Raw genomic sequence first — 13,282 nt, forward strand, 5'->3', positions numbered from 1 at the left:
AGGAGGCCCCCGTGCGCCGCTCCCCGTCCCTGCTCGCCCGGCTGACCGGCGTGGTCGCCGGGGCCGTCCTCGCCGCCGCCGCGGTGACGGCCGTCGCCGCCCCCGCCCAGGCCGCCACCCTGACCCAGGTCACCAACTTCGGCTCCAACCCCGGCAACCTCGCCATGTACGCGTACCGGCCCGACAACCTGCCGGCGGGAGCCCCGGCCGTCGTACTGCTGCACGGCTGCACCCAGAACGCGGCCGGCTACTTCGCCAACTCGGGCTGGCAGAAGTTCGCCGACCAGTGGAAGTTCGCCCTGATCGTGCCGCAGCAGTCCAGCGCCAACCAGCCGCTGAGCTGCTTCAACTGGTTCGTGGAACAGGACATCACGCGCGGCTCGGGCGAGGCGCTGTCGATCAAGCAGATGGTCGACCACGCCCGGAACAACTACGGCACCGACGCCAGCCGGGTCTTCGTCAGCGGGCTCTCCGCCGGCGGGGGGATGAGCGCGGTCATGCTCGCCACCTACCCGGACGTCTTCGCCGCCGGCTCGGTCGTGGCCGGCCTGCCGTACCGCTGCTCCCCGCCCGCCTCCACCAGCACCTGCCAGTACAGCGGGGTGAACAAGACCCCGCAGGAGTGGGGCAACCTCGTGCGGGCCGCGTATCCCGGGCACACGGGCCCGCGTCCCCGGGTCGCCGTCTGGCACGGCACCTCGGACTCCACGGTGGTGCCGGCCAACGCCACCGAGCTGCGCGACCAGTGGACCAACGTCCGGGGTGTCTCGCAGACCCCCACCCGCACCGCGTCGCTGCCCGCCAACACCGCCCTGGAGGTGTACGGCAACGACGACGTACGCGTCTACCGGGTCTCCGGCATGGGCCACGGCACCCCGGTCGACCCGGGTCCCGGGGCCGAGCAGTGCGGCACCGCCGGGGCGTACCTGCTCGACACCATCTGCTCGGCGTACCACGACGCGGTCTTCTTCGGCCTGAACGGCGGGACGGGCCCCAACCCCACCCCGACGGCGAGCCCCACCGTTTCCCCCACGGCGAGCCCCATTCCCTCCCCCACGGCGAGCCCCATTCCCTCCCCGACGGCGAGCCCGACCCCGGCGCCGACCTGCGTGACCGCCAGCAACTACGCGCACGTCACCGCCGGCCGCGCCTACCACTCCGGCGGCTACGCCTACGCCAAAGGTTCCAACCAGCGGATGGGCCTCTACAACACCTTCTACACCAGCACCCTCAAGCAGACCGGCCCCAACCACTGGGTGATCGGCTGCTGATCCCACGCACCGCGCGTCGATCATGAAGTTGTCGTCACCCTGCCCCGAGTGGCGTGACGACAACTTCATGATCGACCGGATCAGGGGGCGGTGAGGGCCGCGTGCAGGGCGGTGGCCAGGGTGGGGTGGCGGTAGGTGAAGCCGGCTCCCGTGAGCACGCCGGGGAGGACGCGGGTGCTGGTCAGCGCCTCGTGCGCGAAGCCGCCCAGCACCACCTTCAACGCCAGCGCCGGGATCGGGATGATCGCCGGTCGGCGCAGCTGCCGGGCCAGCTCCCGGGTGAACTCGGCGTTGGTCACCGGGGCCGGCCCGACCAGGTTGACCGGCCCCACCAGGTCGTCGCGGTCGAGGACGAACCGGGTGGCGTCCAGCCAGTCCGCCATGGAGATCCACGGCAGCCACTGCCGGCCGCTGCCGAGCCGGCCGGCGATGCCCAGCCGGAACGGCAGTAGCTGCGGTTTGAGCAGCCCGCCGTCGCGGTGCAGCGGCAGCCCGATGCGCAGCCGCACGACGCGTACGCCCGCGTCCTCGGCCGGCCGGGTCGCGGCCTCCCAGACCCGGCAGACGTCGGCCAGGAAGCCCTCGCCCGCCGGGGCGTCCTCCTCGACGGTCCGGTCGCCGGTGTTGCCGTACCAGCCGACCGCCGAGGAGTTGAGCAGTGTCCTCGGCCGGTCGACCTCGGGCAGGCCGGCGATGGTGATCGCCAGCGTGGTGGTGGTGTCGACCCGGCTGGACCGGATCAGCTGCCGGTACTCGTCGTTCCACCGCTTGTCGCCCACGCCCGCGCCGGCCAGGTTGACGACCGCGTCCGCCTCCGCCACCACCGCCGGGTCGAGCTGCGCGGCGGAGGGGTTCCACTGCCGCTCGTCGGCGGTGCGCGGCGGCCGGCGGACCAGCCGGGTGACCTGGTGACCGTCCGCCGTGAGCCGGTCGACCAGCCGGGTGCCGAGGAAGCCGGACGCGCCGGCGATGAGGATCCGCATACTCCCATCTTCGGGCACGGGGGGCCGATCGGATGCGCTGCGGCGGTCGCGCACCCCAGGGGGCGACCGCCGACCGGGCGGCCGGCGGTCGCGCCGCGTCCGGGCGGATCAGCAGCCGGCGGTACGCGTGTAGTTCTTCGTGCCGAAGTAGAGCGCCAGGTTGCCGCTGAAGCGCACCTTGATGTCGCTGCCGTTCAGGCGCTGCTCGTAGTGCAGGTGCGAGCCGGAGGAGCCGCCGCTGTTGCCCACGTACCCGATGGTGGTGCTGTAGCCGACGGACTGGCCGACCGAGACGTTGAATCCGCTGAGGTGGGCGTAGTAGGTGGTGTACCCGTTGCCGTGGTTGATCCGCACGTACCGGCCGTAGCTGGTGTCGCCGAGGTTGGCGACGACGTCCACCGTGCCCGGGGCGCTGGCCTTGACCGGATCGCCGTGGTCGTTGGTCCGGTTGAAGTCGATCGCGTACTGCGGGCTGTGGGTGGTGCGGGTCTGGCCGGACCACGTCTGGTTGCACGGGAAAGGCGTGCGGAACGACGGGGCGGCGGCGGCGGGCGACGCCGGCACCAGGAACGCGGCGGTGGCGAGCAGGGCGACGCTGAGGGAACTCGTCAGACGGATACGCATCCGGACCTCCACGGTCATAACCTTCGATGTATCTGCCGGATGATGTCAGAAAGTTCCGACGACCGGAAGCGTCCCCACCTTGGCGCACCAGCGCGCTGCGAGGGTGCCGTTCCGCCTCGATTGCCGTCGATGCGCTGGCTCCCGGCGGCTATGCCACCTCGTGGGTCGGCGCGGCGGTGGCGCGCACGGACCTGAGGATCGAGACGATGCGGTCCACGTCGTCGGAGGCGAAGAGCGACTCCGGCCCGTGCGGGGCGATTTCGGTGAACGGCGACTCGTAGAGCCGGTCGATCTCCATCATCCCGTTCTGCGTCAGGTGACCGATGACCATGTGGATGAAGTGCATTTGGTTCTTCGTGAGGCTCCGCCCGACGAGGAACTCGTCGAACGCCTCCACGGCGGCGGCCCGGTCCAGGCCGACCAGCGACCGGATGAACAGCCCGAGTCCGTCCGTCGTCTGCCGGGCGTGCTCGACGTCCTCGGCGGCACCGGCGCCGCTCTCGGTCAGCATCCGCTCCAGCTCCGCCAGGTCGGCGGGGGAGAGCTGCCGGTTTCGCCGCAGCTTCTGCAACGCCAGGTGATCCTCGTGGGAGCGCAGGTAGGCGCGGGCCTTGATCCGGAACCGCTCATGGTCGGTGCCGACCCTCGCCTGCGGGATGGTGACCTCGGTCAGTTCGCCGAGTTGGTCGGCGAAGTCGGTGTAGACGATGGTGCGCCGGGAGCGTTCGATCAGCCGGACCAGCGACCGGACGCGGCGACGCAGCCGTTCCAGCATCGGCAGGGTGACGTCCTGCCACCACTCGTCGCCGGCCACCTCGGCCAGGAGTTCCTGCTGTTCGCGGATCGCCGGGATGCTGGTCTGCTCCAGCAGGGCCGACGCGATCTCCTGCACCTGCCCGCGCAGCCGTTCGTCGGCCGGTTTGCCGTCGAGCTGGCCGAGCTGGAGCCGCAGGATCATCAGGTCGAAGCGCTTGGCGGTCTCGTCGTCGTCCCTGACCGCGCTCGGCAGCCCGGCGAGGTCGCGCCCGATCTCGTCGTACGCCTGCGGCGTCAGCCGGTGCCAGTTGGCGAAGTCGACGTAGAACTGCACGGCGCGGCGCCTGGGGCGTACGACGAAGTTCTCCGGGTTGATGCCGGTGACGCGCTCGTGCAGGTGGTGGGCGACGTCCCAGCGTAGGCCGGCCTCACTGCGGGTGCCGTCGGTCTCGGGCTCGGCGTCGGCCGGTAGGCGCTGGTCGAGCCGGTAGACCAGTTCGAGTCGCGCCCTGAACAGCCGCTCGGTGAGCGACTGGCCGAGCGACCCTTCGGTGACCGGCACATCCTGGCTGAAGTATTCGAAGTTGCGGCAGCAGTCGAAGACGTAGAAGTCCTGCTTGTGCTGGCCCGGCCCGTACAGGTCGGGACAGAGGCGGGTGCCGCGGCCGATCATCTGCCAGAACTTCGACTTGGACCGTACGACCTTGAAGAAGACCAGGTTGACGACCTCGGGCACGTCGATGCCGGTGTCGAGCATGTCCACCGAGATCGCGATGTGCGGGGCCTTTTCCTTGACGGAGAAGTCGTCGATGAGCTGCTGGGCGTAGTCGACCTGGTGGGTGATGACCTGGGCGAAGTGACCCGCCAGGTAGGGGTAGGCGAGGTCGAAGCGGTCCCGGATGAAGTTGGCGTGGTCCTTGTTCTTGGCGAAGATGATCGTCTTGCCGAGCCGGTCCCCGCCGGCGACCTTGTGCCCGTGGGTCATCAGGGTCTGCAACATCTTGTCAACCGTGTCGGTGTTGAACAGCCACTTGTTGACCCCGTCCGGGTCGACCCCGTCCGGCGGACCGTCCTCGCCCCAGTCCAGGGCGTCCCACCGTTCCTTGTCGTCCTCGCTGAGGTCGTCGTAGCGGATGCCGTCCCACTGGAACTTCAGCGGCACGGACACCGCGCGCGGCGGCACCAGATATTTCTCCTCGACCGCCTCGTCCAGGTCGTAGTGATCGGTGGGCACACCGTCCTCCAGGCGGAAGAGGCTGTAGGTGTTGCGGTCGATCTCGTTGCGCGGGGTCGCGGTGAGGCCGACCAGCAGCGCGTCGAACCAGGAGAAGATCGCCCGGTACTTCTGGTAGACCGAGCGGTGCGCCTCGTCGATGACGACCAGGTCGAAGTAGCCGGGGCCGAAGCGCCGCACGCCACCCACGGTCTCGTCGATCAGGCCCATCATGGTCGGGTACGTCGACACGTACACCCGGCCGTCTGTGTTCCTCTCGGTGACCAGGTTGACCGTGGCCACCTCGGGCAGGTGCGCCTTGAAGGCGTTGACGGCCTGCTTGACCAGGGCGGTGCGGTCGGCGAGGAAGAGCACCCGCTTGACCCAGTTGGCCCGCATGAGCTGCTCGACGAGGGCGATGACCGTGCGCGTCTTGCCCGCCCCGGTCGCCATGACCAGCAGGGCCTGGCGCTGCCGGTGCAGTTCGAACGCCTCCCCGACCGCCCCGATGGCCCGCTTCTGGTAGTGCCGCTCGACGATCCGCTCGTTGATCTCCGCCCCGACGAGCGGCCGGCGGGTCTCCCGCCGCTGCACGAGCAGGTGCAGCTCGGCCTTCGTGTAGAAGCCCTGCACGGGGCGGGGCGGGTAGGCGGTGTCGTCCCAGAGCCAGTGCTCGTAGCCGTTGGTGCAGAAGATCACCGGGCGCTGCCCGTACGCCTGCTCCAGGCAGTCGGCGTAGAGCTTGGCCTGCTGCTGGCCCGCGGTGGCGTCGCGGCGGGCGCGCTTGGCCTCCACCACGGCGAGCGGTTTGCCGTCGTCACCCCAGAGCACGTAGTCGACGACGCCCGCGCCGCTGCCGTTGGGCATGCCGGTCACCGGGAACTCCCGGTCACGCGGCTGGTCTAGCGCCCAGCCGGCCTCCTTGAGGAGCACGTCGACGAAGAGATCGCGGGTCTGCGCCTCGTCGTAGTCGTGGTCGTCGGGCCGGGCCTCGTTCGCGGCCTTCGCGGCGGCGACCTGGGCGCGCAGCTTCGCCAGTTCGGCGTCGAGGCTGGCGTTCTTCGCCCGCTCGGCGGCGAGCGTCGCGTCCTGGGCGGCGAGCCTGTCGGCCAGCGCCTTGAGGTCGGCCTGGCTGGTCTGCTGCGGGCTGCCGTGCGCCGGCCGGGGGATGATCGTCTCGTCGAAGGCGAGCGCGCTCGGCGGCACCTGCGACTGGTCGCGGGTGTAGCGGCGGGCCACCCAGTAGAGGACGTGGAACAGCTCGCGGACGACCGGCAGGGAGTCGGTCGACCTGACCGGGGCGCTCTTGTGCACCGCCCAGTTGCCCTGTTTGCGGATGATCTCCATCTTGGCGTGCAGCGCCGGCCCGACCAGGTGCCGCAGCGTCGGCTCGTGGATCATCGCCGCCAGGTCTTTCTTGTACGGCGAGGCGAGCGTGCGGTCGGCCTCGAACAGCCACGTGAGGGTGTGCTCCAACGTGCGACGGGCATAGAAGCAGGAGGCACGCGGATCGAGCACCGTGTTCCGCTCGGCCTTGGCGGCTTCCCGGAACAGGTCGGGCCACTCGGCACGCAGGAAGACGAAATTGCTCATGTAGCGCCAACCCCCACAGTCGACAGCAGCCCCTGATCTTCTCACGCCAGCGCCGCACACTCCCGGCCCGGACGCCGAGATGGTCGTGGATCCGACTGATCGCCTACGGGGACTTGTGGGCCGCTCCGCGTACGTGCTGCGCTGTGGTGATGACAATGCACGTCTGAACCAAGGAACACGATTGCTATGAAGGTGGAAATCGTCGCGGACTTCGGGGACGAACGGCTCGCGCTGAGCTGAAAAGCGCAGAATGACCACGAAAGGGGCGCCCGGCCGGTGCTCCTTTCGTCCTGCGGCGGGCAGGGTGAATGCCCAGGTTGCAGGCTCCGGAATCCGTTCTCGGTCGGGATGGCTGGTACGTGTCGAGCATCGAAGAGATCACCGGTGAACTGCACGCCCTGGCAGCGGGTGTCGAACGGGCCCAGCGCCTCGCGGCAGCGGTTGACAGCCAGGCCCAGGAGATCGCCGTGCGGGCTGCCGGCACGGGGTTCGCCGGGGTCGCTGCCGGAATAGCCCGGGTACGCGCCGCCGTTTCCACCATCCAGGCCGGGCTGAGTAGTGCTGCTACTGCGGTCGGGGAGGCGAACAGCGCCGCCTCGTCCGTGCCACGGCAGGCAACTCCGCAGGAGACCGTCGCCGGACTGGCGCCGGTCCAGCAGGGTGTCGCCAGGGCGCGCGAGACCACCACCACGGTAATAGCGCAGGTCGACAACGCCCGACAAATCGTCAGCGTGGTCCTGCATGGCGGACAACCCGGTCCGCTCCTGGGGGCCCTCGATGCCGTCAAGCAGGTGTCGGTGCTCCTCGTGCAGCGCAGTGGCAGCGCCCAGCAGGCCGTGGAAGCGGCGACCAACCAGGCTCGGCACCTGGGGTCGTCGGGAAATTGATCGGGGCTGTCCGTCGCCCAGCGGCCAGCCCCGCCCCGACCACCAGTAACGAGCCGCCGCCTGTCGAATCTGATGAGGTGCGGGACAACCACGACGAGTTCCCGCCGTGGAGCAGGCAACCCACCGGAGTGAGAAATGGCAGACCTACCGGACCGCGTACCAGGATCGGCCCCAGAGTGGACGCCAGCACCCGACGAGCGCTGGAGCTGGAGAACGAGTGTGCCGACACCGTGGCAGGCAGGGGCTACCGGATACACCAGAATCCGACCCGGCAGGAAGTTGGTGACGCCCGCCTTCGCACCGGCGACAGCGGCAACGCTGACAAGGATCCGGACTACCTCGTCGAAGGTCATGTCTTCGACTGCTACTCACCGACAGCTCGTACGTCGGTGCGCAATGTCTGGAGCCAGGTCCGGGAAAAGGTGGATGACGAACAGACCCAGCGCGTGGTGGTGCACCTCAAGGACTGGAAGGGTGACATGACGGCTCTGCGGCGCCAGTTCGACGACTGGCCCATCGACGGGCTGAAGGAGCTGGTCGTGGTCAAAGCCGACGGTACGATCCAACAGATCATCCGGCGCGACTGACAGGGGCAGACATGGCCGTCGAGTTCCGTCTGGTCCTGGCCGGTGATCCTCCCGTCGACGAGATCGCCGCCCTGACTGCCATCGATCCCCGCGAGGAGCCACAACCGACGTCGGATCGGCGCTTGTTCACCGCCCGCCTGTACGACCAACGCGGCTATGCCATCACCCTCCGCTCCGGCACGCACGGCTATTACGAGGCCGACACCGACGGCGACTCCCGTTGGGAATGGGAACCCGAGACGTACGTCAACGTCACCTTCTCCATGCACGCCGACGACCTGGTCGACAAGGGCATCCCCAACATGGTGACGACGGTGGCCAGAGTGCTGGCCGGTCGGAACGAGGACGCGGCCCTGATCCAGGATGGCAACTACCTCCTCCTGACCCGCACCAACGGCGTCATCCGTACACACCGCACAAGCTGGTGGAATCACTACCACCTGGAGCACCTCATCACCGGTTGATGGGGGTGCTGACCTGGTCGGTGGGACCCTGCGCAAGCACAATGTGGCCCTGTGGCCCGATGAGGCATTCGACAACGTTGTCCCGGGTGCGTGAGTTGAAGGCGTCCGTGGTGGCTGCCCACGGCTACCGGGCGCGAGCCCAGGCGGTGAAGCGCTCGGCGAGGTTGTCCGGCGGCGTGCCGCCGTCCAGCTCGGCGAGCTGTTGCGCGGCCTCGACCTGGAGCGTCGCCAGGTAGACGAGCAGAGCCGTCCGGCTCTCCCGGTACTCGCCCAGGAGACGGAGTTTCGCCGACGAGCAGGGCCAGGCGATGCCGCAGGCCGAGCAGCGCCAGGTGGGCCGGCTCGGCAGGTGGTCGCGGCTGCGGCGGCTCACCGGGTGCCTGCCCGTGCGGGAACGGGCGGAACCGGAGTGCGGCGGCCAGCCGGCACCTCGCGGATCGCCCTGCTCAGCCAGCGGACGCCGGCGCGTAGGGCGTACAGCTCGCGTTGCTGGACCGCCGCGCCGCGCCGGTTCAGCTCGTAGCCCTCGAACCAGAACCAGCCGGCGTACGGGTGCCGGTCGGTCAGCTCCCGGATCACACGCACGGTCAGCGGCCGGGTGAACTGAGGCGACGCCTCGCGGGTCAGCAGGACGACGTCCCCGGCGCGCAGCGGACCGGCGCTCACCAGCGGCCCCCGTTCGCCCGCCACTGCTGTGCCGGAGTCAGTGTCCCCGCGCGGCCGGGTTGGACGGTGGGGATCGGCTGGGTCGGCGCGAACAGGGCGGCCGGCAGGTTCGTGCCCCCGACGGGCGGCCGAGGCGGCGGGGGCGGGGCGGGCTTGCGGCGCCAGAAGCGCAGGTTCACGGCGGGCCTCCTTCGCGGATTGGAAGGGGCCGCCCTGGTTGCTGGCCCGAGGGCGGCCCCGACAGCGCGACCGGCGGGCTCGGGTCCTCCACCGGCACGCGCCGTCTATGAAGCACCTTGCCGAGGGTTGCCGGCCGACTACACCACGTAGGACTATTGCTCGTAGACGTTCGGAACGTTCCTGGGCCTGGTTGGAGGTATCTGAGGATGAACCACGCGGTTGTCGCGGCGATGGCCGAGGCGGGTGCGACTGCCGACAGTTTGGCTGCTCAGGTGGGCGTCGATCCAAAGACGGCGGCGAAGTGGGCAAGCCGGGGACGAATTCCACAGACGCGGCACCGCGCCAAGGTCGCTGCGATCCTAGGTAAAGAGGTTGGGGAACTCTGGCCGGACGTTCTGAAGCGCCGAGAGCCGGCCTGGTTCCGACCATGGGCAGACATCGAACGCGAGGCGATCGCGCTGCGCTGGTTCGAGCTGGCGTGGGTTCCGGGCCTGCTCCAGACGGAGGCGTACGCCCGCGCAACCATGGCCGGAGAGACGCTGACGGCCGAGGAGGTCAACGATCTCGTGTCAGCGCGAATGCAGCGCCAAGCAGTCCTCCGTCGCGAGGTCCCACTGCTGATCGCGGTCATAGACGAGCTGGTTCTTCGCCGTCCCGTGTACGGAGACCGAGAGTTGATGCGCGAGCAGTGCGCACACCTGGCGACCTGCGCGGAGCTGCCAGCGGTGTCGGTGCACATCGTCCCGGCCACGGTGGGGATGTATCCCGGGCTGGGTGGGCCGTTCATCCTCGCTGAGCTGGACAGCGGGGCGACGGTCGCTCACGTGGATGGTCAGGCGAAGGCGCAAATCATCGAGGCTGCTGCGGAAGTTGCTACGCTCAATCGACGGTGGGAACGCATCCGCGGGGAAGCCCTCTCGCGGACGCAGTCCCTAGAGATGCTCAGGGAAGCGGCAAGATCATGGACCTGACCGGCGCGCAGTGGCGCAAGAGCACGAAGAGCGGCAACAACGGCGGCGCGTGCGTGGAGGTCGCCGACAACCTGCCCGGTGTTGTGGGTGTCCGGGACTCGAAGGACCCGACCGGCCCGGAGCTGGTCTTCACACCGGTTGCCTGGCAGGCGTTCGTCGCCCGCGCCGCCGGGCGTGGCTGACCGACTAGAGATAGATAGAACTGCCCGCGCCGGTATTGAGGCAGGCAGTTCTACGTGCGAACGAAGTGCCGACTGAAGCGCTCGGGTGACCGAATCACGCGGCGCGATCACCAAGGTGTCTTTCAGATGTTCGCACTTGTGTATTCGGGGCGGTAGGGAAAGCGAAAATTCTTACCTACCACTGAGCCACCCAATCATAGTGCGCCCCGAAAGGCTCGCTCCTGCAAGGACGCGAACAAGGCGTCCAGCTCCGCCAAGCTTTGCCGGTGGCCTTCCTTGAGTCGCTCGGTATTCACAACTCGCTCGCGGAACTCCTTCTGTAGCCTCATCGGGGGCAGCGGAATGGCTATTTCACGAATCATTCCGATATTCAAGTTCTTTTGGCGGGCGCCGCGCTGTAGTCGTCGGAAGTGGTCTCTTCCGGTTCTCAGTGCAAAGTAGATGTAGATCGTGTCCGCCAATTCCGGGTTTATTGATGCAAACGCTATCGCCTGGTTGCACGAGCAGTCAATGTCGGCGATGCTCGTCTTTAGGGCTGCGGTGTCATACATTCCGACCATGATGGATCCTCGCGAGACCTTCTTTGCGGCGGTTTCAGCGAGGGCTGTCAGCGAGATTGACTCGTTGCTCCGCGACACCAGCATCTCGCCGAGTTCACCGGATGAGAACCATGGGACGTTCCCCTCGAAGTACTCCCTCTTGCTTCGAGGAGGCGTCCCCCCGCTTCTCCACTGGCCCAGGCTCCCGAGCGGCGCCAAGGGATGATTTTTGCGATTTGTGGCAGGGTTGCCGAACAAGTCGAGGAATGTGCATTGGATGAGGTCGTCGAGGTGGGCGAGGGCTTCGCGGCGCTTGGCGAGTAGCTCGTCCGTCCGGTCCAGCACCTCCGCTATCCTCCGCTGCTCGTCGAGCGGCGGTAGTGGCAGTGTGAACTTGGCGAGTTCGGCAGGGCTCAGTCGAGGAAGGTTCGCTCCTGTAGCTCTCGATGAGGCCATCTCAACAACCTTCGGCTGGATTAGAAAGTGGGCAAGGTACCCGCGGTCCAGTTGATTGCCGGGCGAAATTGGAAGGATGTCGGTACTGCAGACGCCGCTGAAGGAGGGGCGAGCAATCTTCGCAAGGTAGGGCCGCAGTTTGCCGAAGAGAATCTGTTCACTCGTGAAGCGGAATTTTGTGCTCGCAAGGGCAGCTTCACCTACGGTTCCAACGTTAACGAATGTGCCGCCGCGGGCAATATTTTCGAGGCCGACGTAAGTAGTATCGTCGGAGATGTCCTTGGGTTCGACCGTTTTTCTCGCGATCGTGGCAACCTCGCCAAGTGCGACTTGCTTCCAATCGCTCATCCCAGCATCGCCTTTAGGTCAGACATGCCCTGCTGGATTTCGGATTCCAGGCGTTCCAGGTCTGCGAGGATTTCCAGCGGTGGACGGTGTTCGGTCTCCTCGTGGACGACTTCCTTGTAGCGGTTGAGGCTGAGGTCGTAGCCCTGTTCGACGATGTCGGCCTTGGGGACGCAGAAGCTCTGCTCGGTGCGCGCCCGCTGCAACTCGTCGTCGTCGCGCCGGAACCAGCGGGCCAGCGCGTCGGGCAGGTTGTTCTTGGCGCGCTCGCCCTCAGTCAGCGTCACCTCGGGTGCCGGCCCGAGCTTCTCGGTCGGCAGCAGCGGCGTGCGCTTGTCGTCGAGGCTCCAGCCGTCGGCCCTCACGTCGTAGAACCAGACGTTGTCGGTGCCGCCGCTGTCGGTCTTGGTGAACAGCAGGATCGCCGTCGACACCCCTGAGTACGGCTTGAACGTGCCGCTCGGCAGCTTCACCACGCCGTCGAGCTTCTGCTCCTCGACCAAGATCCGGCGCAGCTCCTTGTGGGCCTTGGTGGAGCCGAAGAGCACGCCGTCCGGCACGATGACCGCCGCCCGGCCGCCGGGCTTGAGTAGCCGCAGGAAGAGCGCGAGGAAGAGCAGCTCGGTCTTCTTGGTCTTGACGACCCGCTGGAGGTCCTTCGACGTGCTCTCGTAGTCGAGGCTGCCGGCAAAGGGCGGGTTGGCGAGGATCAGGGAATACTTCTCCGACTCGCCGCTGACGCTCTCGGCGAGGGAGTCGCGATAGCGGATGTCCGGGTTCTCGACGCCGTGCAGCAGCATGTTCATGCTGCCGATGCGCAGCATGGTGCCGTCGAAGTCGAAGCCGTGGAACATGCGCTTGTGGAAGTGCTCCCGCAGTTCCGCATCGTGCAGGGCGTCCGGGTAGTGGTCGCGGACGTACTCTCCGGCCTCGACCAGGAAGCCCGCGGTGCCGCAGGCCGGGTCGCAGATCTCGTCCCTGGGCGTCGGCTTGGTCATCTCGACCATGAGCTGGATGATGTGCCGCGAGGTGCGGAACTGTCCGTTGTGGCCGGCCGTGGCGATCTTGCTGAGCATGTATTCGTAGAGGTCGCCCTTGGTGTCCCGATCCTCCATCGGGATGCCGTCGAGCATGTCGACGACCCGCGACAGCAGCGCCGGGTTGGGGATGGTGAACCGGGCGTCCTTCATGTGGCCGGAGTAGGTCGACCCGTCGCCGCCGAGCGTGCGCAGGAACGGGAAGACCCGCTCGCCGACAGTCTCGTACATCTGCTTCGGCTCGGCGCTCCTGAAGCGCGACCAGCGTAGGTCGTCGTACTTGCGCCACTGGTCGTCGCAACCCTCGGGGAAGATCCGGCGCGTCATCGGCTTGCCGGTGCGTGCGGCCTTGCTCTCTTCAAGGGTGTGCAGGTCGTCCAGGCGCTTGATGAACAGCAGGTAGGTGATCTGCTCGATCACCTCCAGCGGGTTGGAGATCCCACCCGACCAGAAGGCGTCCCAGATGCGGTCGATCCTGCTCTTCAACTCACCAGTGATCACGTAGCTTCGGTCCCCACGCCGTTGGCC

General features: G+C 67.9%; 14 protein-coding genes. 6 read left to right on the forward strand and 8 right to left on the reverse strand.

Features of this window, described 5'->3' with window-relative positions; all coding sequences use genetic code 11:
* Positions 1-11: 11 nt before the first annotated feature.
* Entirely contained in the window at positions 12-1,271 is a 1,260-nt protein-coding gene (locus GA0070610_RS06170) for an extracellular catalytic domain type 1 short-chain-length polyhydroxyalkanoate depolymerase (RefSeq protein WP_088999124.1), read from the forward strand.
* 80 nt (positions 1,272-1,351) lie between these two features.
* On the opposite strand, the gene GA0070610_RS06175 is transcribed toward GA0070610_RS06170, so the two are convergent.
* The 3 genes from GA0070610_RS06175 to GA0070610_RS06185 all read right to left on the reverse strand — a co-directional run bounded on the left by GA0070610_RS06175 (position 1,352) and on the right by GA0070610_RS06185 (position 6,440).
* Positions 1,352-2,254 carry a TIGR01777 family oxidoreductase gene (locus tag GA0070610_RS06175; RefSeq protein ID WP_088999125.1) on the reverse strand — a complete coding sequence of 301 codons (903 nt, stop codon included), beginning with the start codon at positions 2,252-2,254 and terminating at the stop codon, positions 1,352-1,354.
* 108 nt (positions 2,255-2,362) lie between these two features.
* A complete protein-coding gene (locus GA0070610_RS06180) occupies positions 2,363-2,878 on the reverse strand; it encodes a M23 family metallopeptidase (RefSeq protein WP_089003308.1) in 516 nt (171 codons plus the stop codon).
* 148 nt (positions 2,879-3,026) lie between these two features.
* Positions 3,027-6,440: a DEAD/DEAH box helicase family protein gene (locus GA0070610_RS06185; RefSeq protein WP_088999126.1), complete on the reverse strand. Its 3,414-nt coding sequence runs from the start codon at positions 6,438-6,440 to the stop codon at positions 3,027-3,029.
* A 359-nt stretch (positions 6,441-6,799) separates the two neighbouring features.
* Here GA0070610_RS06185 and GA0070610_RS06190 point away from each other — a divergent pair, with 359 nt between their 5' ends.
* The 3 genes from GA0070610_RS06190 to GA0070610_RS06200 all read left to right on the forward strand — a co-directional run bounded on the left by GA0070610_RS06190 (position 6,800) and on the right by GA0070610_RS06200 (position 8,378).
* Complete coding sequence (locus GA0070610_RS06190; RefSeq protein ID WP_089003309.1) at positions 6,800-7,327, forward strand: DUF6244 family protein; 528 nt, start codon at positions 6,800-6,802, stop codon at positions 7,325-7,327.
* Positions 7,328-7,503: 176 nt separating this feature from the next.
* Complete coding sequence (locus tag GA0070610_RS06195) at positions 7,504-7,914, forward strand: CdiA C-terminal domain-containing protein (RefSeq protein WP_088999127.1); 411 nt, start codon at positions 7,504-7,506, stop codon at positions 7,912-7,914.
* A gap of 11 nt (positions 7,915-7,925) precedes the next feature.
* Positions 7,926-8,378 carry a SitI3 family protein gene (locus GA0070610_RS06200; protein ID WP_088999128.1) on the forward strand — a complete coding sequence of 151 codons (453 nt, stop codon included), beginning with the start codon at positions 7,926-7,928 and terminating at the stop codon, positions 8,376-8,378.
* Between the two features lie 124 nt (positions 8,379-8,502).
* Here the strand turns inward: GA0070610_RS06200 and GA0070610_RS06205 are convergent, their stop codons facing one another.
* The 3 genes from GA0070610_RS06205 to GA0070610_RS06215 are packed head-to-tail and all read right to left on the reverse strand — an operon-like array spanning position 8,503 to position 9,223.
* Positions 8,503-8,751 (reverse strand): flavin reductase, encoded by a 249-nt coding sequence (locus tag GA0070610_RS06205; protein WP_088999129.1) that lies wholly within the window; start codon positions 8,749-8,751, stop codon positions 8,503-8,505.
* Complete coding sequence (locus tag GA0070610_RS06210) at positions 8,748-9,044, reverse strand: hypothetical protein (RefSeq protein ID WP_197697799.1); 297 nt, start codon at positions 9,042-9,044, stop codon at positions 8,748-8,750. Before GA0070610_RS06210 ends, GA0070610_RS06205 begins: the two co-directional genes overlap by 4 nt.
* Positions 9,041-9,223, reverse strand: coding sequence for a hypothetical protein (locus GA0070610_RS06215; protein ID WP_088999130.1), 183 nt, complete (start codon positions 9,221-9,223; stop codon positions 9,041-9,043). The genes GA0070610_RS06210 and GA0070610_RS06215 overlap by 4 nt, the downstream gene beginning before the upstream one ends.
* 207 nt (positions 9,224-9,430) lie before the next feature.
* Between GA0070610_RS06215 and GA0070610_RS06220 the strand changes: the two genes are divergently transcribed.
* Together GA0070610_RS06220 and GA0070610_RS06225 are read left to right on the forward strand one after the other, a co-directional pair.
* A complete protein-coding gene (locus GA0070610_RS06220; protein ID WP_088999131.1) occupies positions 9,431-10,195 on the forward strand; it encodes a DUF5753 domain-containing protein in 765 nt (254 codons plus the stop codon).
* Positions 10,186-10,377 (forward strand): DUF397 domain-containing protein, encoded by a 192-nt coding sequence (locus GA0070610_RS06225; RefSeq protein WP_088999132.1) that lies wholly within the window; start codon positions 10,186-10,188, stop codon positions 10,375-10,377. Before GA0070610_RS06220 ends, GA0070610_RS06225 begins: the two co-directional genes overlap by 10 nt.
* A gap of 194 nt (positions 10,378-10,571) precedes the next feature.
* On the opposite strand, the gene GA0070610_RS06230 is transcribed toward GA0070610_RS06225, so the two are convergent.
* Together GA0070610_RS06230 and GA0070610_RS06235 are read right to left on the reverse strand one after the other, a co-directional pair.
* The gene (locus tag GA0070610_RS06230) at positions 10,572-11,720 is read right to left on the reverse strand and encodes a restriction endonuclease subunit S (protein ID WP_088999133.1); all 1,149 of its coding nucleotides are present in this window, start codon (positions 11,718-11,720) and stop codon (positions 10,572-10,574) included.
* Positions 11,717-13,255, reverse strand: a complete 1,539-nt coding sequence (locus tag GA0070610_RS06235; RefSeq protein WP_088999134.1) for a type I restriction-modification system subunit M — start codon at positions 13,253-13,255, stop codon at positions 11,717-11,719. The genes GA0070610_RS06230 and GA0070610_RS06235 overlap by 4 nt, the downstream gene beginning before the upstream one ends.
* Positions 13,256-13,282: the final 27 nt, after the last annotated feature.

Source organism: Micromonospora echinofusca, from assembly GCF_900091445.1.
Classification (GTDB): Bacteria; Actinomycetota; Actinomycetes; order Mycobacteriales; family Micromonosporaceae; genus Micromonospora; species Micromonospora echinofusca.

What these genes read in the sequence shown, in the direction of transcription:
- GA0070610_RS06175 (WP_088999125.1), bottom strand. Translation starts at nt 2,254, where the DNA reads ATGCGGATCCTCATCGCCGGCGCGTCCGGCTTCCTCGGCACCCGGCTG.
- GA0070610_RS06180 (WP_089003308.1), bottom strand. Translation starts at nt 2,878, where the DNA reads ATGCGTATCCGTCTGACGAGTTCCCTCAGCGTCGCCCTGCTCGCCACC.
- GA0070610_RS06185 (WP_088999126.1), bottom strand. Translation starts at nt 6,440, where the DNA reads ATGAGCAATTTCGTCTTCCTGCGTGCCGAGTGGCCCGACCTGTTCCGG.
- GA0070610_RS06200 (WP_088999128.1), top strand. Translation starts at nt 7,926, where the DNA reads ATGGCCGTCGAGTTCCGTCTGGTCCTGGCCGGTGATCCTCCCGTCGAC.
- GA0070610_RS06220 (WP_088999131.1), top strand. Translation starts at nt 9,431, where the DNA reads ATGAACCACGCGGTTGTCGCGGCGATGGCCGAGGCGGGTGCGACTGCC.
- GA0070610_RS06225 (WP_088999132.1), top strand. Translation starts at nt 10,186, where the DNA reads ATGGACCTGACCGGCGCGCAGTGGCGCAAGAGCACGAAGAGCGGCAAC.
- GA0070610_RS06230 (WP_088999133.1), bottom strand. Translation starts at nt 11,720, where the DNA reads ATGAGCGATTGGAAGCAAGTCGCACTTGGCGAGGTTGCCACGATCGCG.